The following is a 22,498-nucleotide window of genomic DNA, read 5'->3' on the forward strand; positions in this document are numbered from 1 at the left end:
CGTCAGCCGCGGCCCAGGCCCGCGTCCCGGGCCCGGATGATCGCGGCCGCGCGGTCGGCGACCTGGAGCTTGGCGAGGATCGCCGACACGTTGTTCGCGACCGTTTTCGCGGCCAGGCCCAGGCGGCGCCCGATGGCCCCGTTCGGCAGGCCCGCGGCGAGGAGGTCGAGGATCTCGCGCTCGCGGCGGGTCAGCTCCGGGAACGGCTCGTCGGTGGCGGGCGGCGCGGTGAGGAAGTCCAGGACCTGTTGCGCCACCGCGGGTCCGAAGATCGCTTCGCCCGCCGCCACCGCCCGGATCGCGCGGACGATCTCGTCCTGCTCGGCGCCCTTGACCAGGTAGCCGCGGGCGCCCGCGCGCATCGCGGCGAACACCGAGTCGTCGTCGGAGAACATCGTCAGCACGAGGACGGCGACCTCCGGGGCCGCGCGGGCGATCTCCTTCGTGGCGGCGATGCCGTCGAGGCCGGGCATCCGCAGGTCCAGCACGGCGACGTCCGGCCGGGTCGTGACGACCTCGCGGACGGCCGCGCGCCCGTCCGCGGCGATCCCCGCCACGGTGAAGCCGGGCAGCGAATTCAGCAGCGCCGCCATGCCTTCGCGCACGATCGGGTGGTCGTCGGCGATGACGACGCGCAGGGCGGTCACGGTGCCCCCAGCGGGAACGACACCCGGACGCGGCCGCCCTCGGGCGACGGGCCCGCCTCGAACCCGCCGCCGAGTTCGGACGCGCGCTCGCGCATGGCGTGCAGGCCGACGCCGGGCCGCCACGGGCCGTCCGGCGGGCCGTCGTCGGCGATCTCCAGGTCGAGGTCCCCCTCGGCGCAGCGCAGCCGCAGCACCGCGGTCGACGCCGTGGAGTGCCGGACGACGTTGGTCAGCGCCTCGGTCGCGACGCGGTAGGCCGCGACCTCGACGGCGGCGGGCAGCACCGGGACTTCGCCGGGGACGTCGAGGCGGACGAGCAGCGCACCGCCGTCGGCCCGCCGCACCAGGTGCTCGACGCGCTGGCGGAGCGCGCCGACGAGGCCGAGGTCGTCGAGCGCGGGCGGGCGCAGGTCCTCGACCAGCCGCCGGATGTCCGCGACGGCCGTGCGGATCTCCCCGCGCAGCGCCCCGAGCAGCTCGCGGGCGCGGGCGGGGTCGGTGGTGAGCAGGTTGGCGGCGGCGTCGGCGATGAGCGCGACGCCGGTGAGCGCGGGCCCGAGGCCGTCGTGGAGGTCGCGGCGCAGCCGGCGGCGTTCCTCCTCGCGCGCGGCGATGATCCGCTCCCGCGACGCCTGCAGCTGGTCCGAGAGCAGGGTGGCGTGGACGGCGACGGCGAGCGGCGCGGCGACGAGCGCGAGCACGGCGTGGTCGGCGGTCCCGAGGCCGCCCTCCCCCGAGCGCGCGCCGATCCGCAGCTCGCCGACCGCCGCGCCGCCGTACTCGAGCGGCACGACGGTCACCTCCTCCGGCACTTCGCCGTCCTCGGCGAGGACTTCCCCGGTCGTCGCGACCGCGGTGTACGGGACGCGCAGCGCGGCGCGGATCGCCGTCACGACCCCGGCCAGGCCGGATCCGGCGAGCTGCTCACCGACCCGGGAAACGACGCGGGCCGGGTCGCCGCGATCGCCGTAGAGCGCGCGGCCGACCGCGCGCTGCAGCCGCGGGAGGACCGGCGCGAACACCAGGGCCACCACGATGGTGGCGACCGCGGACCGGCCGAGCTGCGCGGAGACGAACCGGTCCAGCAGGGTGACCAGCACGCCGTACGCCAGCACGACGCCGGCCGACAGCAGCACCCACGCGAGGACGCGCGCCACCGCGAGGCGGATGTCGAGCAGCCGGTGCCGCACGATCGCGATGGTCACCGCGACCGGGATGAGCGGGATGGCGAACAGCACCACCACCGGCGTTCCCGCGACGAACGACCACGGCACGACCAGCGCGGCCACGGTGACGGTGGCCAGCAGCAGCCACAGCAGCTGCTGGCGCAGGACGTCGTCGCCGCGCCGGTAGCGCACGACCAGGGCCACGACCGCCAGCGCCAGCGCGAGGACCGTCCGCAGTTCCGAAATCGTCCACAGTGGACTCAGCGCGTCGTACCCGGCCAGCGTCAGGTAGCCCGGTGGCAGGCCGGGGACGGGCGGCTGCGGGCTGGTCCCGAGTTCGAGGACGAAGAGCGGCGCCGTCGCGATCAGGGCGAGCACGACCGGGCGCCAGCGGCGGCCCGGCAGCTTGCCGTCCGGGAACAGCACCAGCGCCAGCGGCAGGAACAGCCCGATCGACCACGGCCACGACCAGGCGAACACCGTCGCGGCGAGCCGCTGGAGCCCGAGCGGGGCGCCGCCGTCGTGCAGGGCCTGCAGGAGCGGGACGGCGGCCGCCGTGGTGGCGTGCCCGAGGCCGTCCGCGAGGAACAGCCACCCGATCGGGTTGCGCCGGCGGTGCCACCCGAGGACCGCCCCGCAGGCCGCGAAGGCGACGCCCATGACCGAGTTCGTCACGACGAACGCGTCGAGGGCCTGCTGCCACGACCACCCGACGGCGATCGTGAGCGCGACGGCGACGCCGGCCTCGGTCACGGCGAGCGCCCCGAGGCCCGCGGCGAGCCCGCGGCCGGTCGTCATGCGCCTCAGTGTCCGCCTTCGCGGTCCCGCTGTCCCGGGACCACGTTCCCGGATCGGCCGGGCGTTTTCCCGGGGCCGTGCGGAACGCGGGCTCATGCCCCGGGAAGGGGCGGACCCGCACCGTGGACGGGTCCTGAAGGAGGTTCGAAATGTCGCGATCAACGCGTGCCGGGCTGCTGGTGCTCGGCTTCCTGTCCGTGGTGGACCTGTTCGTCCCGCTGCTGACCGACGGCGAGCACCCGCCGATGCCGGTCGCCGTGGCCGCCGCGCTGCTCGGCGCGCTCAGCCTGGTCCTGGTCGTCGCGGCCGGGCGGGGCGCGCGGCGGGCGGTGCCCGGCCTGCTCGTCCTGCGGGCGCTGTCCGCGCTCGGCGCGGTCCCGGCCGCCGTGACGCCCGGCGTGCCCGGCCCGGTGGTGGTCCTGGCGGGCGCCGGAGTGCCGGCGACAATCGCCGGCGCGGCGTTGGTGCTAGCCCCGCGGCTCACGGCGGGTGCGCGATGAGCCGCGGGGCGCGGTGGCTCACCGCGGCGCTGCTGCCGATCGGCCCGGCCGCGATCGCGGTGCTCCGGCTGGTGCTGCCCTACGACACGACCGACGACGCCGCGGTGGTCGTGCGCAAGGTGGCGGCCGCTCCGGACACGCAGTCGCTGGTCGTGTGGCTCGGGTTCGTGGGCGTGCTGACGTTGGTGCCGGCGGTCCTCGCGGCCGGCGGGCTGACCCGGCCGGGGGCACCCCGCACGACGGCCGCGGCGTTGGTGCTGCTCGTGCCGGCGTACTCGACGCTGGGCCTGCTCGTCGCCGGCGACGCCGGAGTGCTGTTCGGGGTCCGGGAGCACTTGCCGGAAGCCGTGGTGGCGCGGTTGTTCGAGGCGGTCCACCCGGTCGCGGCGGTGGCGGGGGTGGTGTTCGTCGTCGGGCACGTCGCCGGAACCGTGGTGCTGGGGGTGGCGATGGGGATCTCGGGTGCGGTGCCGCGGTGGGCCGCCGGGTTGACGGTGGTGGCGCAGCCCCTGCACTTCGTGGCGGCGGTCGTGGTGGCCGGCCATCCGCTGGACTTCGCGGCGTGGGGGTGCAACGCGGTGGGGTTCGCCGCCGTCGCCGTCGCGCTGCTGCGAGTCGCGCCCGGCAGGAAGCCGGCGCGGGTCGCGGTTTCTTCGTCAGCGTGAGGTCGCGCGGGCGTGGAGGTGCTCGAGGGCGTCGAGGACGATCGTGCGGCTGTGCCAGTCCAGCCAGCGGCCCGCGTCCGCGCAGACCAGGTCGACCAGCTCCAGCTCCGGAACCCCGGGCAGGTCGGCCGGGTGGTCGTGGTGGGTGGTCAGCACCCCCGCGCACACGCCGCCCGGGGTGAGGATCGGGGTGCTCTGCGCCGCCCTCGCGCCCGCGCGCAGGACCGCCTCGCGGTGCTCGGCCGTGTACACCGGGCTGGACGCCACGTCCGGTACGACCACCCGCTCGCGGCGGTGCTGCGCCTGGGTGCACGCCGCGCCGCTGTCCAGGTGGGTGAACAAGTCCACGTACCGCGGGCCCAGGCCGTGGTGGTGCTCCAGCGCGAGGCCGCCCGCGAGCGGCTCGATGCTGTGCACGGCCGCGTGCGGTGCGCCGGTCACCCGCAGGGACGCGGTGAGGGCGGCGGTCAGCAGCGCGGGCGGGGTCCGGCCCGCCGGGCGCAGCGCGGTGGGTGGTGCCACCCGGCGGGCGCGGCCGGGGAACCACCCGGGCCCGGTGGGCGCCGGCACGGCGTGCACGGCCGCGGCGAGGGTGCGGATGGTGACGTTGTGGCTCTGCGACGCCTCCCGCACCAGTTCGAACGCTTCGTCGGCGGTCGCCAGGTGGTAGCGCTCGCACAGCACGTCGAGCGCGTCGGCGATGCGGGCGCGGTTGCGGGCCCGGCGCCCCTCGACCGCCTCGGTCGACGCGGTGGCGTCCAGCCGGGCGAGCGCGTCCTCGCGCGTCTTCGCGACGGTCAGGCGGCGGTCCGCCTGCCGCAGGCTCCAGGCGACGAACCGGTCGCGGGTGACGACCACGAGCCGGTGCCGCCGCCGCACCGCGTCGTCGTGGAGGCGCACCAGCGTCCGGACGACGACGGCGGACACGAGCGTCGCCTCGGTGAGGTCGATGACGAGGTCCTCGTCGACGCTCACCCGGCCGATCGCGGGCGCGGCGGACATGTCCAGCTCACCGCGCCACGCCAGCGTGCGGACCCCGGAACGGGTGCCGGGCAGCGTGCCGGTGTGCTGCGGTTCGGGCATGCGCCTACCTCGGAGCTCGGCCAAGAGACTCGGCACGCCACTCTGCTGGACGCGGAAGAAGAGACCTTACTGCGGCCGGGTGCCGGTCACAGGATCGGCTTGCCGCCGGTGACCGCGACGCGCGCGCCGGAGACGTAGCTGCCGTCGTCGGAGGCCAGCAGCACGTACACCGGCGCCAGCTCCGCCGGCTGTCCCGCGCGGCCCAGCGGCACCTGCTGCCCGAACGACTCCACCTGCTCGGCGGGCATCGTCGACGGGATCAGCGGCGTCCAGATCGGCCCCGGCGCCACGCTGTTCACGCGGATCCCCTTCGGACCGAGCAGCTGCGCCAGCGCGGCGCACATGTTGGCGACGCCCGCCTTCGTGACGTCGTAGGGCATCAGCTGCGGGGTCGGGTTGTCGGAGTTCACCGACGAGCTGCCGATGATCGACGCCCCCGGCTTCAGGTGCGGCACCGCGGCCTTGGCGAGGTGGAAGAACGCGCTGAGGTTCGTCGCGAGCGTGTGGTCCCACTCCTCGTCCGGGATCTCTTCCAGGGTCTCGTGCGTCATCTGGAAGGCGGCGTTGTTCACCAGGACGTCGAGCCGGCCGAACTCCTCGACCGCCCGGGCGACCAGGGCCCGGCAGTGGGCCGGGTCGGCGACGTCACCGGGGACGACGACGGCCTTGCGCCCCGCTTCTTCCACCCAGCGCCGGGTTTCCTCCGCGTCGTCGTGCTCGTTCAGGTAGGAGATGAGGACGTCGGCGCCTTCGCGGGCGTACGCGATCGCCACCGCGCGGCCGATGCCGCTGTCCGCGCCGGTGATCAGGGCCGCCTTGCCGGTCAGCTTGCCGGAGCCGCGGTAGGTGTGTTCGCCGTGGTCGGGCCGCGGGGTCATCTCGGCGGTCGTGCCGGGCGGGGTCTGCTGCTGGGCGGGCTGGGACACGGGTGGCTCCTCGGGCGGGGTCATGATCCGGTCCGGGTACCCGAGGGTGCTGGGTTCACACGACCCGCGACGGATTCACCCGGCCCCGCGGGCCGGATATCGTGGTCGGCGTGAGGATCCTCGGCAGGCAGGCCCGGAAGCGGCTGTCGGCCGTCGCGGACCGCATCGGGGCGCGGGCGGGAGTCGTGCTCGACGACTCCTTCTCCTGTGGCGGGTGGTCCACCAGTCCCCTGACGCTCGGCGTGATCACCCTCCGGAGCGGCTCGCTGCCCGACGTCCTGCGCGCCCGGATCGACGCGGCGGTGGCCGCCGGCTACGCCGCACCGACCCGCTCGGAGGAGCGGAGCTGCGGCTTCGTCCGGAACCCGGGCCTGCCCATGCTGATCATCGAGGTCTTCCCGGCCGGGGAGGTCATCCCCCACCACGGCGCGGTCCCGGCCGGCCAGACCGGCGTCGTGATCAGCCTGACGTAGGAAAGCCGCCGACAGGCCGTAACGCATCACCCACTTGGTCGATAACCCGTTCGTGTCCGGAACACCCGGACCTACACGAACGGACCCACTCACCATGTCTCGTCTCCACCTGGGAGCGCTCATCGCCACCGGGGCGGTCGCCGCCCTCCTAAGTGCCGGGTGCGCCGGCACCGGCGGCACCGCGGAGCCGGCCGCCGCCACCTCGGCGCCGACCTCCGCGAGCCCCGCGGCCGCCTCGCTCGACGCCGCGAAGGCCGGTACCGCAGTCGTCGACGCCGCGAAGCAGGCCAAGGCCGTGCACGTCCGCGGTGTCGTCTCCGAGGGCGGGAACCTCAACCTCGACCTGCAGCTCAACCCGGACAGCGCGAGCGGCACCGTCGTGCAGGACGGCCTGGAGATCCCGGTCCTGCGCACCGGCGACAAGTACTTCTTCCGGTTCAGCGACTCGCTGATCAAGAAGGCCGGCATCCCGGCGTCGGTGGGCAAGCTGCTCAAGGACAAGTGGGTCCCGTCGACCTCGCAGATCGGCGCCGGCATCGGCGAGGCGTTCAAGCAGTTCCTCGACTACAAGACGTTCACCGACAACACCGTCGGCCAGCTGGACTCGGCGAGCTTCACCGCCGGCGGCCAGACCACCACCGACGGCATCCCGGCCCTCACCTTCACCTCCTCCGACGGCACGGCGACCGTGGCCGCCGGCGAGCCGCACTACCTGCTGCGCATGCAGGAGCCCAAGAGCGGCACGCTCGAGTTCTCCGACTGGGACAAGCCGACGACCGTCACCGCCCCCAAGGCCTCGGAGATCTACTCCGGCCCCGGGGCCTGACACTGCTCAGTGCAGTTCGGTCGTGTAACCGCCGTCGACGGTGACCGTGGTGCCGGTGATGTTCGCCGCCACCCGGTCACTGGCCAGGAAGACGGCCAGGTTCGCGATCTCGGCCGGCCGGGTGAACCGGCCGGTCACGGCGTGGGCGGCGGCCTCGTCGGCGACGGCCGCGGGGTTCGCCCCGCTGGTCGCGGCGATCGTCTCGGCGACGCCGCCCGCGCCCAGCCACAGGTCCGTCGCGACCGGGCCCGGGTTGATCGCGTTGGCGCGGACGCCGCGTGGGCCGAACTCCTTCGACACCGACTTCGTGAAGCTGACCAGTGCCGCCTTCGCCGCGCTGTAGTCGATCACGCCGGGGTCGGGCAGGGTGGCGTTGATCGACGCGATCGTGACGACGCTGCCCCGCCCGGCCGTCACCATCGACGGCAGCACCGCGCGCGTCGCCCGGACCGCGCTCAGCAGGTTCAGCGTGAGCGACCGCGTCCACTCCTCGTCGGTGACCAGCAGGAAGCCGTCCGGCCGCGGGGTGACCGCGCCGACGTTGTTGACCAGGACGTCGACGCGCCCGAGCTCGCCCAGTGCCAGCTCCACCAGCCGGCCGGGCCCCTCGGGTGTCCCGAGGTCCACGGCCAGCGCGTGCGCCTTGCCGGCGCGGACGAGCGCGTCCAGGCCGGGCCCCGGCTCGCGGGCGCCGGCCACGACGTGGGCGCCCTCGGCGACGAGGGCTTCGGCGACGGCGAGGCCGATACCGCGGCTCGCCCCGGTGACGACGGCGACCGCGCCGTCCAGACCCAGGTCCACGCGCCTAGACCCCGTGCTCGCGCAGCCAGCCGAGCACGGCGTCGGCGACGTCGCGCCAGCCGCTGTCGATGGTCAGCGAGTGGCCGCGGCCCTCGAACTGCTTCAGCTCGGTGACCGCGGTGGAGTCCCGGTACTGCTTGAGCGTCGAGCGGGTGACGACGTCCGGGACGGTGTGGTCGGCGGTGCCGGAGACCAGCAGCAGCGGGCCGCGGTCCGCGCGGTGCGTGTCGACCTTCGCCTGCGAATGCAGCACGAAGTTGGCGGCCGCGGCCTGGAACAGCGGCCGCGCCGGCGACGGGATCGTCCAGCGCCGGAACAGCCCGGCCGACTCCTCGTCGCTCAGCGCGTTGCCGAAGCCGAACCGGAATTCCTTTTCGGTCAGCGAAACGGCCCGGTGGAGGTTGGCCGGGTTGCCCAGCGCGGGCAGGCCGGCGCGCAGCTGCGCCAGCGGGAGCGGCAGGACGCCCTTGATCTGCGCCGGGTCGATCGCGACACCGGCGAGCCCGATGCCCTGGCCCAGCAGCTTTTCGGTGATCAGGCCGCCGAAGGAGTGGCCGACGATCACCGGCGGCCGGTCCAGCCCGGCGATGATCGATGCGTAGTGGTCGGTCGCGTCGTCGATGCCGATGTCGGCGACGGCGTCGGGGTTGTCCCGCGCCTCCTCGACGGTGGCGGGTTCGTTCGGCCAGCCGGGCGCGACGGGCGCGTACCCGGCGGCCCGGAAGTGGTCGATCCAGGGTTCCCACGACGTGGCGTGCAGCCACAGACCGTGGATGAACACGACCGGGGTTCCGGTGTCCGTCATCGCTTCCTCCGCTTCGAGCCGTTTCTCCGCTCAGCCAACCGGTCCGCGGCCCCGGCGTCCAAGACCTGGTGCGTGCGCATCGATAGCCGGGATGGCATCGTTGGCACCACCCTCGCGCGGAAGGCCCGGATGGACCTCGACCTCAGGCTGGTGCGGTACTTCGTCACGGTCGCCGACGAGCTCCACTTCGGCCGGGCCGCCGCCAAGCTGTTCATCAGCCAGCCGGCGCTGTCCAAGCAGATCCGCCGGCTCGAAGCCGACGTCGGCGCGCCGCTGCTGGTGCGCGACAGCCGCCACGTCACGCTGACCCCGCGCGGCGAACGGTTCCTGCAGCACGCGCGGCAGCTGCTGGCCACCGCGGAGCAGATGCTGCGCGAACCGGCGCCGAACCGCGTGCGGGTCGCGCACATCTTCGAGCTGGACACCAGCCGCGTGGTCGCCGACGCGTTCGTCGCGGCCCACCCCGGCGTCCAGGTGGTGCAGAGCCAGATGGACAGCGCCCGCCAGCTCGCCGCGCTGCTGGAGGACCACCTCGACGTCGCCGTCATCCGCGTCACCGCCGCGCTGACGGCCGAGTACCCGGCGGGCTGGCGGCACGAGCGGCTGCGGTTGGAGCCGTTCCGGCTCATCGGCCGGCCCGGCGACCCGCGGCGGGCGGACGTGTCGCTGCACGAGCGTCCCCTCGAAGTCTTCGCGGACGCTCCCGGCACCGCGCTCTACAACGTGCACGGCCGGTACCTGACCGCGTTGGAGCAGCAGACCGGCCTGGCCCTGCGCTGGCTGGGCAACCCCGGCACGTTCGAGCACTGCCACGCCGTGCTCGCCCGCGCGGCCGAAAGCGCGTTCCTGCTGGAGTTCGACAGCTACGCCCGCCGGTACGCCGACCGCGGCGTACCGGTGCACCGGCCTCGGGAGCTGCAGCCGGTCTACCCGTGGTCGCTGGCGTGGCGCGACGGCGACCCGCCGGAGCCCGTCCGCGAGTACCTCCGGATAGCCCGCGAAACCGCCGGCCGGCACCGCTGGCTGCACCCCGAACGCGCCGACACGGCACCGCTCTGGGCACCGCCGGAGGACCTGGCCTGACGCGTGTCAGCCGGCATGTCAGGCCGGTGGCCGCCGGGTGTCAGGGCGGCCGGACATCGTGGTTCTCGTCCCCACCGACGGGGACACCGGAACCGAGGAGACCACGATGCCGAACTTCACCACCCCCGCCCCGATCACCGCCGTCCTGGACCTGCCCGCCGGGCGCGTCCACCTCGCCGCCGGCGACCGCGCCGACACCACCGTCGAGGTCCGGCCGGCCGACCCGGCCCGGCACCGCGACGTCAAGGCCGCCGAGCAGACGACGGTCACTTACGCCGACGGCGTCCTGCGCGTCCACGCCCCGCGGGGCAAGAACCCGTACTTCGGCGCCACCGGCGCGATCGAGATCACCGTCGGCCTGCCGGCCGGCTCGGACGTGCAGGCCACGACCGCGGCCTCGGAACTGGTCGGCACCGGCCGCCTCGGCGACGTCCGCTTCGAGGGTGCCTACCGCGAAATCCGGCTCGAGGAAGCGGCCGGCGTCCACCTCACCGCGACCGACGGCGACGTCGAGGTCGGCCGCCTCGCCGGCCCCGCGCAGATCAGCACCGCGCGCGGTGACATCCGCATCGCCGAAGCGGTCCGCGGTGACGTCGTGCTGGAGACCCAGCAGGGCGCGATCACGGTCGCCGCGGCGCCGGGGGTCTCGGCTTCCCTCGACGCGGGCACGTCCTACGGCCGCGTCGACAACGCCCTGAAGAACACCGGGACGGCCGAGCTGGCCATCAAGGCCACCACGTCGTACGGCGACATCGTGGCCCGGAGCAAGTGACGGCCGAGGGCTATGCTCGCCGGTCATGCCACCTCGAGGCCGGGTTCCGGGGGCCACCGGGCCCGTGCTCGGGCGGGCGCTGCGGGTGCTCGCCGCCTTCACCCCCGACCGGCCCGCCCTGCGGCTCTCGGAAGTCGCCCGGCGGGCCGGGCTGCCCGCCGCCACCGCGCACCGCGTCCTCGGGGAGTTCTGCGAGTGGGGAGCGCTCGAACGGGACGAGGCCGGTGTCTACCGCGTCGGGCTGCGGCTGTGGGAGCTCGGGGCGCTCGCGCCGCGGGGGCTCGGGCTGCGGGAGCGGGCCCTGCCGTTCCTCGAGGACCTCTCGCAGATCACCCGCGAGAACGTGCAGCTCGCCGTCCGCGAGGGCACCGAAGTCGTCTACATCGAGCGGATCGCGGGGTCCGGTGCCGTTCCGGTGCTGACGCGCGTCGGCGGCCGGTTCGCGCTCACCGCGACCGGGGTCGGGCTCGTCCTGCTCGCCCACGCGCCCGCCGACGTGCAGGAGGACGTCCTGCACAGCCCGATCGAGCGGTACACGCCCGAAACCGTCACCGATCCGGACCGGCTGCGGCACCTGCTGGCCGACGTGCGCACGCACGGCTTCTCCATCAGCGACCGCCAGGTCACCAGCGACGCCCTCTCGGTCGGCGCGCCGATCCACGACGGGCGGGGCCAGGTCGTCGCGGCCGTGTCGCTCGTCGTCCGGTACGGCAGCGCCGCGCCGCACACGCTGGCTCCGCTGGTCATGACCAGCGCCCGCGCGATCTCCCGCGCACTCGGCTGACACCTTTCCGTCTTATGGAAACGCCCTTCGTGGGCACCGGGCCGCTCCCGCACGCTGTGGGCCCCGCCACGAAAGGACGAAACCGATGAGCGCGATCCCCCGCGACCAGTGGTACGTCGCCGCCTACGGCACCGAAATCGGCCAGGACCTGTTCAGCCGCACCGTCTGCGGCGAGCCGATCCTGTTCTGGCGGACGCGCGAAGGCGCCGTCACCGCGATGGCCGACCGCTGCGTGCACCGGCGGTTCCCGTTGTCCCAGGCCCCTTCCCGGCTCGTCGACGACCAGGTCGTCTGCGGCTACCACGGCTTCACCTACGGCACCGACGGCAAGTGCGTGGCCGTCCCGGGACAGACGCGCGTACCCCGGACCGCGCGGCTGCGGAGCTATCCGTTGGCGGAGCAGGATTCCTTCGTCTGGGTGTTCATCGGCGACCCCGAAAAGGCGGACACGGCGAAGATCCCGCGGGCGCCCTACCTCGACGCGCCCGGCTACACGACGGTCGCCGGCATGGAGCCGCTGAAGGCGCGGTTCTCGCTGCTGGTGGACAACCTGCTGGACCTCTCGCACGAGACGTACCTGCACGGCGGCTACATCGGGACGCCCGAGGTCGCGGAAACGCCGATCACGACCGAGGTCGACGACGAGGCCGGGATCGTCTACGTCTCGCGGCACATGGCCGACGCCGCGTGCCCGCCGTTCTACGCCAAGTCCACCGGCCTGCAAGGCCGGATCTCGCGCTGGCAGGACATCGAGTACACCCCGCCGTGCCTCTACAAGCTGCACAGCCGGATCGCGCCGGTCGGGTCCGTGCCGAACCCCGACGGCAGCGACCCGGACGCCTTCCACGTCGAGGTCGTCTACGCGATCACGCCCGAGACCGAACACTCGACGCACGACTTCTGGGCGGTGGCCCGGGATTTCGCCCTCGACGACGACGGCGTGTCGGCGTTCCTCGCCGAGAACAACCGCACGGTCGTCCTGCAGGACGTCGAAGCGCTCGACGTTCTGGAGCGGGTGATCGCCACCGAGCCGGACGGCTACCAGGAGCTGTCGATCAACATCGACACCGGCGGTCTCGCCGCGCGGCGGCTGCTGCAGCGGCTGGTCACGTCGTGACGCGGCCGATGCTCACCGGCGACCGCGTGTACCGGATCCACTGGGTGCTCGGCACCGACCGGCTGCGCGCGGTCTGCCACTGCTCGGCCGAGCGCGAGTTCGAAGACCCGGTGCAGCTCTGGGAATGGCTCCTCGCCCACCCCGAAGGACACGACGCATGACCCTCGAACTGGTGTTGTCCCACAAGGAAACCGTCGCCGACGGAGTCGTCCGCCTGACGCTCCGGGCGCCCGGCGGCGAGCCGCTGCCGGCCTGGGAACCGGGCGCGCACGTCGACCTCGTGCTCCCCGGCGGCGTCCGCCAGTACTCGCTGTGCGGGCGGCCGGAGGACACGTCGGCGTACCAGGTGGCGGTCCTGCGGGAGGCCGACGGCCGTGGCGGTTCGGCGTACGTGCACGACGAACTCGTTGCCGGGCAACGGGTTTCCCTCGAAGGTCCGCGCAACCACTTCGCGCTCGTCGACGCCAAGCGGTACCTGTTCGTGGCGGGCGGCATCGGCATCACGCCGATCCTGCCGATGCTCGAGCGGGTCGCCGCGACCGGCCGCGAGTGGCAGCTCGTGTACGGCGGCCGCACGCGCTCGTCGATGGCCTTCACCGAGGACGTGAGCCGCCACGAGGGCCGCGTGACGCTCCGGCCGCAGGACGAGCACGGGCTGCTCGACCTGCCGGGCCTGCTGGCCGAGCCCCAGCCGGACACGGCGGTGTACTGCTGCGGGCCGGAACCGCTGCTGGCCGCGGTGGAACGGCACTGCGCCGGGTGGCCCGAGGACGCGCTGCACGTCGAGCGGTTCACCCCGAAGGCGGACGAGGGCGCGCGCACGGCGTTCGAAGTCGAGCTGGCCGGCTCGGGCCGCGTGCTGACGGTGCCCGCGGACCGGTCGATCCTGGAGGTGGTCGAGGATTCCGGCGCGCCGGTGCTGTCGTCGTGTCGCGAAGGGACGTGCGGCACCTGCGAAACGGGCGTGCTGGGCGGCACGCCGGACCACCGCGACTCGGTGCTCGACGCGGCGGAACAGCGGGCCGGCGACGTGATGATGATCTGCGTTTCCCGCTCGTGCACGCCCCGGCTGGTGCTCGACCTCTGAGAGGATGGCGGCATGACCGACCTCTGGCACCAGCCGCTGCGGCACATCCGCGGCGCGGACCTGACCGGCGACACGAACCAGACGAGCGGGATGAACCGCCTGGAGGCGATCTCCGGCAAGACGGTGGGCTCGCAGAAGGTCTGGATGGGCGAGACGCACGTCGCGCCCACCACGAACTCCGGCGACCACCACCACGGCGAGGCGGAGACGGCGATCTACGTCAAGTCCGGCCACCCGGTGTTCGTCTTCGCCGACGGCGACGAGGAGATCCGCATCGAAGCGGGGCCGGGCGACTACGTCTTCGTGCCGCCGTACGTGCCGCACCGCGAGGAGAACCCGACGGACGAAGAGGCCGTGGTGATCATCGCGCGCAGCAGCCAGGAGGGCATCGTGGTCAACCTGCCGAGCCTGTGGGCACCGGTCGAGGTCCCCGGCGGCTAGGGGATCACGACGAGCTTCCCGCTCGCCTGGTCGGCCTCCATGTACCGGTGGGCCTCGACGATCTCGGCCAGCCCGAAGACGCGGTCGACGTTCGGCCGGTACACCCCCGCCTCCACCTCGCCGACGATCCGCTGCAGCACGTCCGCGCGGCCCTTCAGGTCGTCGCTGTGGAAGGCCGTCAGGCGGGTGCCGGACGGGATCATCGCCACCGGCTGGAAGTCCGCGATCGACCAGCCGCTCAGTGAGCCCGCCACGCAGACCGTGCCGCCGCGGCGGACCAGCTTCAGCGAGTCCACCGCCGTGCGGGCGCCGACCAGGTCGAGCACGTGGTCGGGACCGTCGGGCCAGGGCAGCTCCAGCGGTCCGCCGTCGTCGACGACGACGTGGGTGACGCCGGCCGCGGTCAGCGCGGGCGCCTTGTCCGGCCGGCGGGTCGTCGCCGCGATCTCGGCGCCGTGGCCCGCCGCGATCGACGCCGCCGCCAGCCCGACCGACGACGTCCCGCCGCGGATCAGCAGCCGGGTCCGGCCGATCCCCAGCGCGTCCAGCGCGCCTTGGGCCGTCAGGTACGTCTCGGGCAACGCGGCCAGGACGTCCCAGGGCAACGCCGTCGTCAGCGGCATCAGCAAAGCGTTGGGCAGCAACGCGTATTCGGCGTAGCCGCCGTCGAACTCCCGCCCCATCTCGCCCATCACCGCCGCGACGGTCGTGCCCTCCGGCAGCGCCGCATCGGTCGACTCTGCGACGACGCCCACGCATTCGATCCCGAGCACGCGCGGGAACCGCACGTTCGGCGAATGGCCTTGCCGGGTCCGCAGTTCCGACCGGTTCAGGCCCGCGCCGAGCACCCGGACGAGGCTCCAGCCGTCCCGCACGGCCGGCACCGGCACCTCGCGGACTTCCAGGACTTCCGGGCCACCGGCTCCGACGCAGACCGCCGCGCGCATAGTCGTGCTCACGCGCGCGACGGTGACACGCCGAAGTTCTCTTCGGCAACGGATTTTCGCGCGGTAGTGCCTGCGCTACCCGCGATCCGGTAGCCCGCGCTACTGATCTTCGTGCCGGGTTCGAGCAGCATTTCCGTTACCGATCCGGACATGGAGGAGCAACGATGCGCAAGGGTGTGGCGATCTTGACCGTGGCGGGGCTGCTGGGCACCGTCACCACCGCGGCGGCGGCCGCGGACACGAAGTCTCCGGTGCAGGACAGCCTCAACGCACTCGTGAGCCAGGAGAAGTTCCCCGCGGCCCTCGCCTGGGTGGGTGACCGCGGCGGGTCCACGTCGCTGGTCGCCGGGTCCGCTCGGCTGGACCGCCGGGTGCCCGTGCCGCGCGACGGCCGCGTCCGGGCCGGCAGCAACACCAAGACGTTCACCGCGGTCGTCGTCCTGCAGCTGGTCGCCGAGGGCAAGGTCGAGCTGGACGCGCCGATCGAGAAGTACCTGCCCGGGCTGGTGCGCGGCGAGGGCATCGACGGCCACGCCATCACCGTCCGGCAGCTGCTGCAGCACACCAGCGGGCTGCCGAACTACACCGAGTACCTCGGCGTCGAGAACTTCGAGGACGTGCAGCACAAGTTCTTCCAGCCGCACGACCTGCTCGCCGCCGCGCTGGCCCACCCGGCGAAGTTCGCGCCCGGGACGAAGTGGGAGTACAGCAACACCAACTACCTGCTGGCCGGCCTGCTGATCGAGCACGTCACCGGACGCCCGGTGCAGGAGCAGATCACCCACCGCGTGATCGAAAAGGCGGGCCTGCGCGACACGTACTGGCCGCAACCCGGCGACGACACGATCCAGGGACCGCACCCGCACGGCTACGCGCTGGCGAACAGCACGGGTACGAAGGTCGTCGACGCGACCGAGCTGGACCCGTCGTGGGGCGGGGCGGCCGGGCAGCTGATCTCGACGCCGGGCGACCTCGCGAAGGTCGATCGGGCGCTGCTCGAGGGCAAGCTGCTGCCGCCCGCGCAGCTCGCGGAGATGCGCAAGACGGTCGACGCGCCGCTGTTCCCCGGCTGGCAGTACGGCCTCGGCCTCTTCCGCGTCCCGCTGAGCTGCGGCGGCGTCTACTGGGGCCACGGCGGCGACATCCCCGGCTACGAGACCCGCGGCGGCGCCACCGAGGACGGCCGCTCGGTCGGCCTGGCGGTGACCGCGTTGCCGGGCACGTTCGGCGACGGCGAGAAGGCGGAGAAGGCCGTCCTGTCCGCAGTGGACACCGCGTTCTGCTCCTGAGCGGCCCGCTTGGCCGAGCGGTTCCCGGGTAACCGGGTGCCATGACCGAAGCCGAGAACGGACCCATCACCCCCGACGCGCCGCGCCCGCCCGGCGTGCCGGAGCTCGACCTCGACGTCCCGATCCCGGAGACGGACCGCGAGGAGCCCGAGCACCAGGACGTCGACGAGGACGCCGGCGAGCCCGAACCGCCGAGCTGATCACCGGATCGAGGGAAATCTCGGTGCCGTCGGTGGTCTTCGGGCTGCCCGCGCCCGTCGTGCCGTGCTTGGGTGTTCCCGGGTTGCCGGGGAACACGGAAGGAAAGCTGCGGTGCGGACGTCCAAAGCGGGGCTGGCGGTCGCCGTCTCGATCCTGGTGGCGGCGACGGCGCCGGCCGCGGCGACGACGCCCGACCCGCTCGCGCCCTACCTGACGCAGAAGGTCGAGTGGGGCGCCTGCCTGTTCAAGGCCGCCAAGGCCCAGTGCGCGCGGATCACCGTGCCGCGGGACTGGTCCGCGCCCTCGCCGGGGACGGACCTCAAGGTGGCCATCAGCCGCGCCGCCGCGACGGGCGAGCGGCGCGGCGCGATCCTGATCAACCCGGGCGGTCCCGGCGGGCAGGGCACGTCGCTCGCCGGCGCGCTGGCCGGCCTGGAACCGAAGGTGAACGAGCACTTCGACTTCGTCGGCATGGACCCGCGCGGCACCGGCCAGGAGGGCGGCGACGACGAGGGGTTCGTCTGCCGGGTGCCGACCGGCCGGCTGCCCGCCGAATCCGGCCTCGACGCGCGCGACCGCTCGGCCGCCAGCATCCTGGCCCACCAGCGGACGCCGCGCGCGGTGGCCGAGGCCTGCCAGAGCGACGCGCTCGCGCCGTACGTCACGACCTGGCAGACCACCCACGACATGGACCTGATCCGCGCGCTGCTGGGCGACGAGAAGCTGAACTACCTCGGCTACTCCTACGGCACCTGGCTCGGCGCGAAGTACACGTCGCTGTTCCCCGAACACGCCGGCCGGGTCGTCCTCGACTCCAGCGTCAACTTCGAAGGCCGGCTGCAGGCCGCGTTCGAGGCGTTCCCGAAGATCGACCAGCGCCAGTTCGACCGCGTCTACGCGCCGTGGCTGGCCCGGCGGTTCCCGGACCAGCTCGGCAAGACCGTTCCCGAGGTCAAGAAGACCTTCGAGCGGGTACGCGGCTACTTCCGCGGCCGGGGTGTCTCGCCGGACGTCTTCGACGGGGTCTTCGTCGGCAACGGCAGCACGAGGCAGTGGCTGGTCGGCGCGCTGGTGCTGACCAAGGGCGTGGCGGCCCTCGACGGCACCGCCCCGCCCCCGCCCGCCGCGCTGGCGGCCGACCTCGACCGCGTGTCCCGCGCCGAGTTCGGCGTCCCGGTGGCCCGGCTGACGGCGGCGGACGTGGCGCCGCCCGAGCCCGACTACGCGGACGTGGGCGGCACCCGCCTGGCCGTCGCGTGCGGCGACCAGCCGACCCGCGCGTCGACCTGGTACAAGCTGCTGAGCGACCTGCAGGGCCCGGCCTACCCGCTGTTCGGCTGGGCGTACGGGCTGAGCGAGCCGTGCGGGTTCTGGTCCGACCTCCCCCGCCACCAGCTGCCGACGCTGCCGGTGGAGGCGGCGAAGAACGTGCTGGTGGTGCAGGGCGAGTTCGACCCGCAGACGGGCTACGAGCAGGCCGAGGCGGCGGCGCGGGCGGCCGGGGTCCCGATGGTGTCGGTGGCGGATTCGCCGTTCCACGGCCAGTACGCGGTCAGCGGCAATTCCTGTGTGGACGGTCTGGTGAGCGGCTACTTCCTGGGCGCGCCCCGCCCGGCGGCGACGATCTGCCCGGGGGTGCCGTTGCCGGGTGAGAAGGCGGTGTTCCCGGTGGTGGGCCCGGCCGGCGACGCGACCGGGCAGCCGGCGCCGGAGCCCGCACCGCGCGACGCGCTGACGCCCACGCGGGAACGGCTCCAGGACCGGATCAGCGCCGTCAACCGCGGTTCCTAGCCCGAGTAGGCACCTGTGTCGAGGTCCTCGATCAGCGTCGGGCCCTCCGGGGTCCAGCCGAGCAGTTCCTGCGTGGCCGAGCTCGTCGCCGCCAGGTCCATCGCGAAGAACCCGCCGATCCAGCCGTAGTGCGCGGCGACGTCGTCCGGGGCCACCGACGCGACCGGCAGGTCGAAAGCCCGGCCGATCGCCTCCGCGATCTCCTTCGTCGGCACGCCTTCCTCGGCCACCGCGTGCAGCCGCGCGCCCGCGGGAGCCTTCTCCAGGCCGAGGACGACCATCCGCGCCGCGTCCCGCACGTGGACCGCCGCCCAGCGGTTGGTTCCGTCGCCCGGGTACGCCGACACGCCCTTCTCGCGGGCGATCGCCGAGAGGACCGCGATGAACCCGTGGTCGCCGGTGCCGTGCACGGTCGGCGAGAACCGCAGGCTCACCGGCCGCACGCCGCGGCCGGCGTACTCCAGCGCCAGGTTCTCCGCGCCGCCGCGCGGGGAGTCCGGGCCGTGGAACGGGGAGGCGTCCGCTTCGGTCGCCGGGCGGCCCTGCCGGATGCCGGCGATCCCGGACGCCAGCAGCAGCGGGCGGCCGCTGCCGGAAAGCGCGTCGCCGATGGTCTCGACCGCGGCCCGCTCGGCCGCGTTCGACACCGCCGGGTTGGCGAAGTCGTGCTTGTTCGCCAGGTGGATGACGGCGTCGGCCGCCTCGGCGCCGGCGCGGAGGCCGGCCAGGTCGTCGAGGTCGCCCCGGCGGACCTCGACGCCCTTCGCCTCGAGCTTGGCAGCCGATCCGGCCGAGCGGGCCAGCCCGCTGACCTCGTGGCCGGTGGCGAGCAGCTCGCCGACGACGGCGGTGCCGATCCAGCCCGAGGCTCCGGTGACGAAAACACGCATGGCGTGAACTCCTTCGAGGATGAGACGATGTCAGTGGCTGACATCCCTACCCTACGCCTCCATGTCAGTCGCTGTCATCACCTAGACTCGAACCATGGTGCGCTGGGAACCCGGAACCGCGGAGCGGCTGCAGAAGGTCGCGCTCGAGCTGTTCGCCACCCGCGGCTACGAGCAGACGACGGCCGCGGAGATCGCCCAGGCCGTCGGCCTCACCGAACGCACCTTCTTCCGGCACTTCAGCGACAAGCGCGAGGTGCTCTTCCAGGGGCAGGAACTGCTGGTCCAGGCGTTCCTCGACGGCATCGAGGCCGCACCGGAGGACGCGTCGCCGTTCGAAGTCGTCGCCTGCGCGCTGCGCTCGGCGGCGACCTTCTTCCCGGACGAGCGCCGCCCGCACTCCCGCACGCGCCAGTCCGTGATCGACCGCAATCCGGCACTGCAGGAACGCGAGCACCACAAGCTCACGACCCTGGCCACGACGGTCGCCACCGCCCTGCGCGCCCGGGGCGTCGACGACGTCGCGGCCACGCTGGCCGCGGAGTCGGGCGCCACCGTGTTCGGGATCGCGTTCACCCGGTGGCTGCGGGAGGAGCGCTCACTGGCCGACATCGCGGCGGAAGTGCTGGCCGAACTGCTGACGCTGGCGGCTCGGGCCTTGCGCCCGGCGAGGTGAAAGACGAGGACCTCGGTGGGCGTCCGGTGCCCTGGGGCGCCGCGCGGGGGTAATGTCGTCGTCGCTGCGGTTGAGCACAGCAGCCGCCTCCTGGAAACCCGAGGGCCCGCGCGTCGGCGCGCCGGCCGGGACCGAGGTGAGAAACCCATGCAAGCCACCCTTCTTCGCCCGGGCATCGCCCTGCTGGCGAACGCACCGGCCGGAACGGCGATCACGACGACGGCCGAGCGCACGGTCGTGACCGTCACCGGCGAGCTGGACCTGGCACGAACCGGCCACCTGGCGTCATTGCTGGGCGAAGAGCTCGAACTGGCCCCGAGAGCACTGGTCATCGACCTGACCGGGCTCACCTTCTGCTCGGCCCGCGGGCTGGGCGTGGTGCTGGACGCGGTGTCGGCGGCCCGCGCGGCGGGGGTCCCGGTGGCCGTCGTCGCCGAGAGCCGCGCGGTGCTGCGCCCGGTCCGGGTCCTCGGGCTCGAGGCCGAGCTACCCCTGCACCGGACGCTCGCCGAAGCGACGGGACACCATGACCTCTGAGCAGGATTGGCAGCGCGACAAGGAAACCTTCGTCGCCGGCGAAACCCGGCCCGGTCCGCTCGCGGGCGAATTCGCGCGGCTGACCGGCCGGCTGCTGAGCGCCCCCAGCGTCGAGGACGTCCTGGAGCGTGTCCTCGAGGCGACCACGCTGATGGTCCCCTCGGCCGAGATCGCCAGCTTCACGCTCATCGACGCCGACGGGCAGTTCCACACCCCCGCCGAGACCGGGAAGGTGGCCATCGAGCTGGACCTGCTGCAGTACCGGTTCCGGGAAGGGCCGTGCGTCGAGTCCGCCGAGCCGGCCGGGCCCGCGGTCGCGATCGCGCCGGACCTCACCGACGAGCCGCGCTGGCCGCGGTGGGCCCCCGCCGCGGCGGAGCTCGGCGTGCGGGCCGTCGTCTCGACCGCGCTCATCCCCGGCGCGCCCATGGGCCGGTCCATCGGCGCGCTGAACGTGTACTCGCGCTCCCCGAACGGGCTCGACGAGGCCGACCGCGACGTCCTCCTGCTGCTGGCCACGCACGCGTCGCTGGCCCTCGCGGCCACCGACGCCGTCACGCGCGCCGAGCTGCAGGCCGCGCACCTGCGCACGGCGATCGACAGCCGGGACGTGATCGGCCAGGCCAAGGGCATCATCATGGCCCGCCGCGGCGTCTCGGCCGACGAAGCGTTCGACGTCCTGCGGCGCACGTCCCAGGACCTGAACGTCAAGCTGGCCGAGCTGGCCCGGACGCTCGCCGAGCGGCACGCGGAGATCGACCTGCCCGGCTGACGTCATCACATCGACGACTTATCTCTTGTCATCGTTCAGACGACATGCTAGAAATGTGGTGCGTGTTGACACCCGATGTCGAAGGAGGAGAACGATGTTGATGCGCACCGACCCGTTCCGCGAGCTCGACCGGTTCGCCCAGCAGGTCTTCGGCAGCCCGGGCACCTGGTCGAAGCCGGCCGCGATGCCGATGGACGCCTACCGCGCCGGCGACGAGTTCGTCGTCTGCTTCGACCTGCCCGGCGTGACCAAGGACGCCATCGAGCTCGACATCGAGCGCAACGTCCTGACCGTCAAGGCCGAACGGCGGCCCCTGCCCGGCGGTGACGACGTCCAGATGCAGGTGTCCGAACGCCCCCTCGGCGTCTTCTCGCGCCAGCTCTTCCTCGGCGACACCCTCGACGCCGAGAACATCAAGGCCGACTACGAGGCCGGCGTCCTGACCCTGCGGATCCCGGTCGCCGAGAAGGCGAAGCCGCGCCGCATCGAGATCGCCGGCACGGAGTCCGATCGGAGGCAGATCAAGGCCTGACGCGGCCGGCCGCGGCGGACCGGTGCCGGCCGGTCCGCCGCGCCGGGCCTTCGAGGAAGCACATGACCGATCCCGTCCACGCCGCGGCGGAGCGGATCTTCGCCGCGGCCGAAGAACTCGGCACCACCCGCCAGGAAGCGGTCCTGGTCACCCGCGCGGTGCACGCCGTCAAGAACGGCCGCCCCACCGACGTCGCGCTCACCGACTCCGGGCCGCACCGGCGGCGCCGGCTCGCCCACGTCGTCGGCTGCGCGCTGTGGGACCCGGCTCTCGACGCGGACGCCGTGCTGGCCGCCGTCACGAGCACCGCCCGGAATTCGCGCCCGGCGGCGTAACTCCACAGAGGACATCCACTGTGGACGTCAGGGCACCTCGCGGATCCAGGCACAGGCGGCGTCGACGGACGCGTGCACGGCGAACGCCTCGTCCAGCCGGCTCAAGCGCACCGCGCGCAGCACCGGGTAGCGGTCGGCGACCACCGCGAGCGGTACGCCGTCCGCCGTCGTCCGGGCGGCGAGCTCGGCCAGCACCTGCAGGCCCGCCGAACCGCAGAACCCGATGCCGTCCAGGTCGACGATGAGCGCGCCCGGCCGGTCGTCCAGCACCGCCCGCGTCCGGTCGCGCAGCACCGGAGCGGTGCCGAGGTCCAGGTCGCCCGCGGCCGCCACCACGACGGCTTCGGGCACCGTGCGCACCCGCACCGTCAGTGTCCGCTCGTCGGTCACCGCGCCTCCTTCCGCCGGTGCCCGACTTTATGCGGCCCGCATCGTTTTGTCATCGATTTCCCGGGTAACCGCACCTCGACCACATCAGGAAGGAGACGCCCACGATGAGCACCGTGACCGAGACCGTCGACGTCGAAACCGATGTCAGCACGGCGTACAACCAGTGG

The 22,498-nt window shown here is 73.6% G+C and carries 28 protein-coding genes; 19 read left to right on the top strand and 9 right to left on the bottom strand.

The genetic code is table 11. The annotated features are described in order from the left end of the window. Window positions 1-2: 2 nt before the first annotated feature. Window positions 3-647, bottom strand: a complete 645-nt coding sequence (locus BLV96_RS43415) for a response regulator transcription factor (protein ID WP_086678238.1) — start codon at window positions 645-647, stop codon at window positions 3-5. Beyond that, complete coding sequence (locus tag BLV96_RS43420) at window positions 644-2,611, bottom strand: sensor histidine kinase (RefSeq protein WP_086678239.1); 1,968 nt, start codon at window positions 2,609-2,611, stop codon at window positions 644-646. Before BLV96_RS43420 ends, BLV96_RS43415 begins: the two co-directional genes overlap by 4 nt. 149 nt (window positions 2,612-2,760) lie before the next feature. On the opposite strand from BLV96_RS43420, the gene BLV96_RS43425 reads away from it, so the two are divergent. Continuing rightward, on the top strand, window positions 2,761-3,111 hold the full coding sequence (locus BLV96_RS43425) for a hypothetical protein (protein ID WP_086678240.1): 351 nt from the start codon (window positions 2,761-2,763) through the stop codon (window positions 3,109-3,111). Next, complete coding sequence (locus BLV96_RS43430; RefSeq protein ID WP_091390322.1) at window positions 3,108-3,776, top strand: hypothetical protein; 669 nt, start codon at window positions 3,108-3,110, stop codon at window positions 3,774-3,776. Before BLV96_RS43425 ends, BLV96_RS43430 begins: the two co-directional genes overlap by 4 nt. Here the strand turns inward: BLV96_RS43430 and BLV96_RS43435 are convergent. Both BLV96_RS43435 and BLV96_RS43440 read right to left on the bottom strand, forming a co-directional pair. Further along, on the bottom strand, window positions 3,768-4,859 hold the full coding sequence (locus BLV96_RS43435; protein WP_086670169.1) for an ANTAR domain-containing protein: 1,092 nt from the start codon (window positions 4,857-4,859) through the stop codon (window positions 3,768-3,770). The genes BLV96_RS43430 and BLV96_RS43435 overlap by 9 nt on opposite strands. Before the next feature lie 86 nt (window positions 4,860-4,945). Further along, window positions 4,946-5,809, bottom strand: coding sequence for an SDR family oxidoreductase (locus tag BLV96_RS43440; RefSeq protein ID WP_086670167.1), 864 nt, complete (start codon window positions 5,807-5,809; stop codon window positions 4,946-4,948). A gap of 86 nt (window positions 5,810-5,895) precedes the next feature. On the opposite strand from BLV96_RS43440, the gene BLV96_RS43445 reads away from it, so the two are divergent. Both BLV96_RS43445 and BLV96_RS43450 read left to right on the top strand, forming a co-directional pair. Beyond that, a complete protein-coding gene (locus tag BLV96_RS43445; protein WP_143051117.1) occupies window positions 5,896-6,258 on the top strand; it encodes a hypothetical protein in 363 nt (120 codons plus the stop codon). A 94-nt stretch (window positions 6,259-6,352) separates the two neighbouring features. Then, complete coding sequence (locus BLV96_RS43450; RefSeq protein ID WP_086670163.1) at window positions 6,353-7,084, top strand: hypothetical protein; 732 nt, start codon at window positions 6,353-6,355, stop codon at window positions 7,082-7,084. Between the two features lie 6 nt (window positions 7,085-7,090). Here BLV96_RS43450 and BLV96_RS43455 read toward each other — a convergent pair whose 3' ends face one another. Both BLV96_RS43455 and BLV96_RS43460 read right to left on the bottom strand, forming a co-directional pair. Further along, a complete protein-coding gene (locus BLV96_RS43455) occupies window positions 7,091-7,885 on the bottom strand; it encodes an SDR family NAD(P)-dependent oxidoreductase (protein WP_086670162.1) in 795 nt (264 codons plus the stop codon). Window positions 7,886-7,889: 4 nt separating this feature from the next. Beyond that, on the bottom strand, window positions 7,890-8,690 hold the full coding sequence (locus BLV96_RS43460) for an alpha/beta hydrolase (RefSeq protein WP_086670160.1): 801 nt from the start codon (window positions 8,688-8,690) through the stop codon (window positions 7,890-7,892). A gap of 129 nt (window positions 8,691-8,819) precedes the next feature. Here BLV96_RS43460 and BLV96_RS43465 point away from each other — a divergent pair, with 129 nt between their 5' ends. The 7 genes from BLV96_RS43465 to BLV96_RS43495 all read left to right on the top strand — a co-directional run bounded on the left by BLV96_RS43465 (window position 8,820) and on the right by BLV96_RS43495 (window position 13,974). Then, window positions 8,820-9,773, top strand: a complete 954-nt coding sequence (locus BLV96_RS43465; RefSeq protein WP_086670158.1) for a LysR family transcriptional regulator — start codon at window positions 8,820-8,822, stop codon at window positions 9,771-9,773. 106 nt (window positions 9,774-9,879) lie between these two features. Further along, window positions 9,880-10,545, top strand: a complete 666-nt coding sequence (locus BLV96_RS43470) for a DUF4097 family beta strand repeat-containing protein (RefSeq protein WP_086670173.1) — start codon at window positions 9,880-9,882, stop codon at window positions 10,543-10,545. Window positions 10,546-10,570: 25 nt separating this feature from the next. Next, window positions 10,571-11,329: an IclR family transcriptional regulator gene (locus tag BLV96_RS43475; RefSeq protein WP_086670156.1), complete on the top strand. Its 759-nt coding sequence runs from the start codon at window positions 10,571-10,573 to the stop codon at window positions 11,327-11,329. An 85-nt stretch (window positions 11,330-11,414) separates the two neighbouring features. Next, the gene (locus BLV96_RS43480) at window positions 11,415-12,446 is read left to right on the top strand and encodes an aromatic ring-hydroxylating oxygenase subunit alpha (RefSeq protein WP_086670154.1); all 1,032 of its coding nucleotides are present in this window, start codon (window positions 11,415-11,417) and stop codon (window positions 12,444-12,446) included. Then, complete coding sequence (locus tag BLV96_RS43485) at window positions 12,443-12,607, top strand: hypothetical protein (RefSeq protein WP_086670152.1); 165 nt, start codon at window positions 12,443-12,445, stop codon at window positions 12,605-12,607. Before BLV96_RS43480 ends, BLV96_RS43485 begins: the two co-directional genes overlap by 4 nt. Beyond that, window positions 12,604-13,533, top strand: a complete 930-nt coding sequence (locus BLV96_RS43490) for a PDR/VanB family oxidoreductase (RefSeq protein ID WP_086670150.1) — start codon at window positions 12,604-12,606, stop codon at window positions 13,531-13,533. The genes BLV96_RS43485 and BLV96_RS43490 overlap by 4 nt, the downstream gene beginning before the upstream one ends. A 12-nt stretch (window positions 13,534-13,545) precedes the next feature. Further along, window positions 13,546-13,974 (top strand): cupin domain-containing protein, encoded by a 429-nt coding sequence (locus BLV96_RS43495; protein ID WP_086670148.1) that lies wholly within the window; start codon window positions 13,546-13,548, stop codon window positions 13,972-13,974. Here BLV96_RS43495 and BLV96_RS43500 read toward each other — a convergent pair. Continuing rightward, window positions 13,971-14,933: a zinc-binding dehydrogenase gene (locus tag BLV96_RS43500; RefSeq protein ID WP_244180919.1), complete on the bottom strand. Its 963-nt coding sequence runs from the start codon at window positions 14,931-14,933 to the stop codon at window positions 13,971-13,973. The genes BLV96_RS43495 and BLV96_RS43500 overlap by 4 nt on opposite strands. Before the next feature lie 152 nt (window positions 14,934-15,085). On the opposite strand from BLV96_RS43500, the gene BLV96_RS43505 reads away from it, so the two are divergent. From BLV96_RS43505 to BLV96_RS43510, 3 genes are all read left to right on the top strand, one after another. Next, window positions 15,086-16,210 carry a serine hydrolase domain-containing protein gene (locus tag BLV96_RS43505; RefSeq protein ID WP_086670143.1) on the top strand — a complete coding sequence of 375 codons (1,125 nt, stop codon included), beginning with the start codon at window positions 15,086-15,088 and terminating at the stop codon, window positions 16,208-16,210. A 41-nt stretch (window positions 16,211-16,251) separates the two neighbouring features. After that, window positions 16,252-16,410, top strand: coding sequence for a hypothetical protein (locus BLV96_RS50130; protein WP_158104045.1), 159 nt, complete (start codon window positions 16,252-16,254; stop codon window positions 16,408-16,410). A gap of 112 nt (window positions 16,411-16,522) precedes the next feature. After that, the gene (locus tag BLV96_RS43510; protein ID WP_167379920.1) at window positions 16,523-18,202 is read left to right on the top strand and encodes an alpha/beta fold hydrolase; all 1,680 of its coding nucleotides are present in this window, start codon (window positions 16,523-16,525) and stop codon (window positions 18,200-18,202) included. Here BLV96_RS43510 and BLV96_RS43515 read toward each other — a convergent pair. After that, window positions 18,199-19,092 (bottom strand): SDR family oxidoreductase, encoded by an 894-nt coding sequence (locus BLV96_RS43515; RefSeq protein WP_086670141.1) that lies wholly within the window; start codon window positions 19,090-19,092, stop codon window positions 18,199-18,201. The genes BLV96_RS43510 and BLV96_RS43515 overlap by 4 nt on opposite strands. Window positions 19,093-19,186: 94 nt before the next feature. Here BLV96_RS43515 and BLV96_RS43520 point away from each other — a divergent pair, with 94 nt between their 5' ends. From BLV96_RS43520 to BLV96_RS43540, 5 genes are all read left to right on the top strand, one after another. Beyond that, window positions 19,187-19,765: a TetR/AcrR family transcriptional regulator gene (locus BLV96_RS43520; protein ID WP_086670139.1), complete on the top strand. Its 579-nt coding sequence runs from the start codon at window positions 19,187-19,189 to the stop codon at window positions 19,763-19,765. A 147-nt stretch (window positions 19,766-19,912) separates the two neighbouring features. Further along, complete coding sequence (locus BLV96_RS43525) at window positions 19,913-20,302, top strand: STAS domain-containing protein (RefSeq protein ID WP_086670137.1); 390 nt, start codon at window positions 19,913-19,915, stop codon at window positions 20,300-20,302. Then, the gene (locus tag BLV96_RS43530) at window positions 20,292-21,074 is read left to right on the top strand and encodes a GAF and ANTAR domain-containing protein (RefSeq protein ID WP_086670135.1); all 783 of its coding nucleotides are present in this window, start codon (window positions 20,292-20,294) and stop codon (window positions 21,072-21,074) included. The genes BLV96_RS43525 and BLV96_RS43530 overlap by 11 nt, the downstream gene beginning before the upstream one ends. A 94-nt stretch (window positions 21,075-21,168) precedes the next feature. Further along, window positions 21,169-21,606 (top strand): Hsp20/alpha crystallin family protein, encoded by a 438-nt coding sequence (locus BLV96_RS43535; protein ID WP_086670133.1) that lies wholly within the window; start codon window positions 21,169-21,171, stop codon window positions 21,604-21,606. A gap of 62 nt (window positions 21,607-21,668) precedes the next feature. After that, window positions 21,669-21,941 (top strand): hypothetical protein, encoded by a 273-nt coding sequence (locus BLV96_RS43540; RefSeq protein ID WP_086670131.1) that lies wholly within the window; start codon window positions 21,669-21,671, stop codon window positions 21,939-21,941. A 27-nt stretch (window positions 21,942-21,968) separates the two neighbouring features. Here the strand turns inward: BLV96_RS43540 and BLV96_RS43545 are convergent, their stop codons facing one another. After that, window positions 21,969-22,331, bottom strand: a complete 363-nt coding sequence (locus BLV96_RS43545; protein WP_086670129.1) for an STAS domain-containing protein — start codon at window positions 22,329-22,331, stop codon at window positions 21,969-21,971. Window positions 22,332-22,498 lie beyond the last annotated feature (167 nt).

This window comes from Amycolatopsis pretoriensis, assembly GCF_900107925.1.
In the GTDB taxonomy this organism is placed as follows: Bacteria; Actinomycetota; Actinomycetes; order Mycobacteriales; family Pseudonocardiaceae; genus Amycolatopsis; species Amycolatopsis pretoriensis.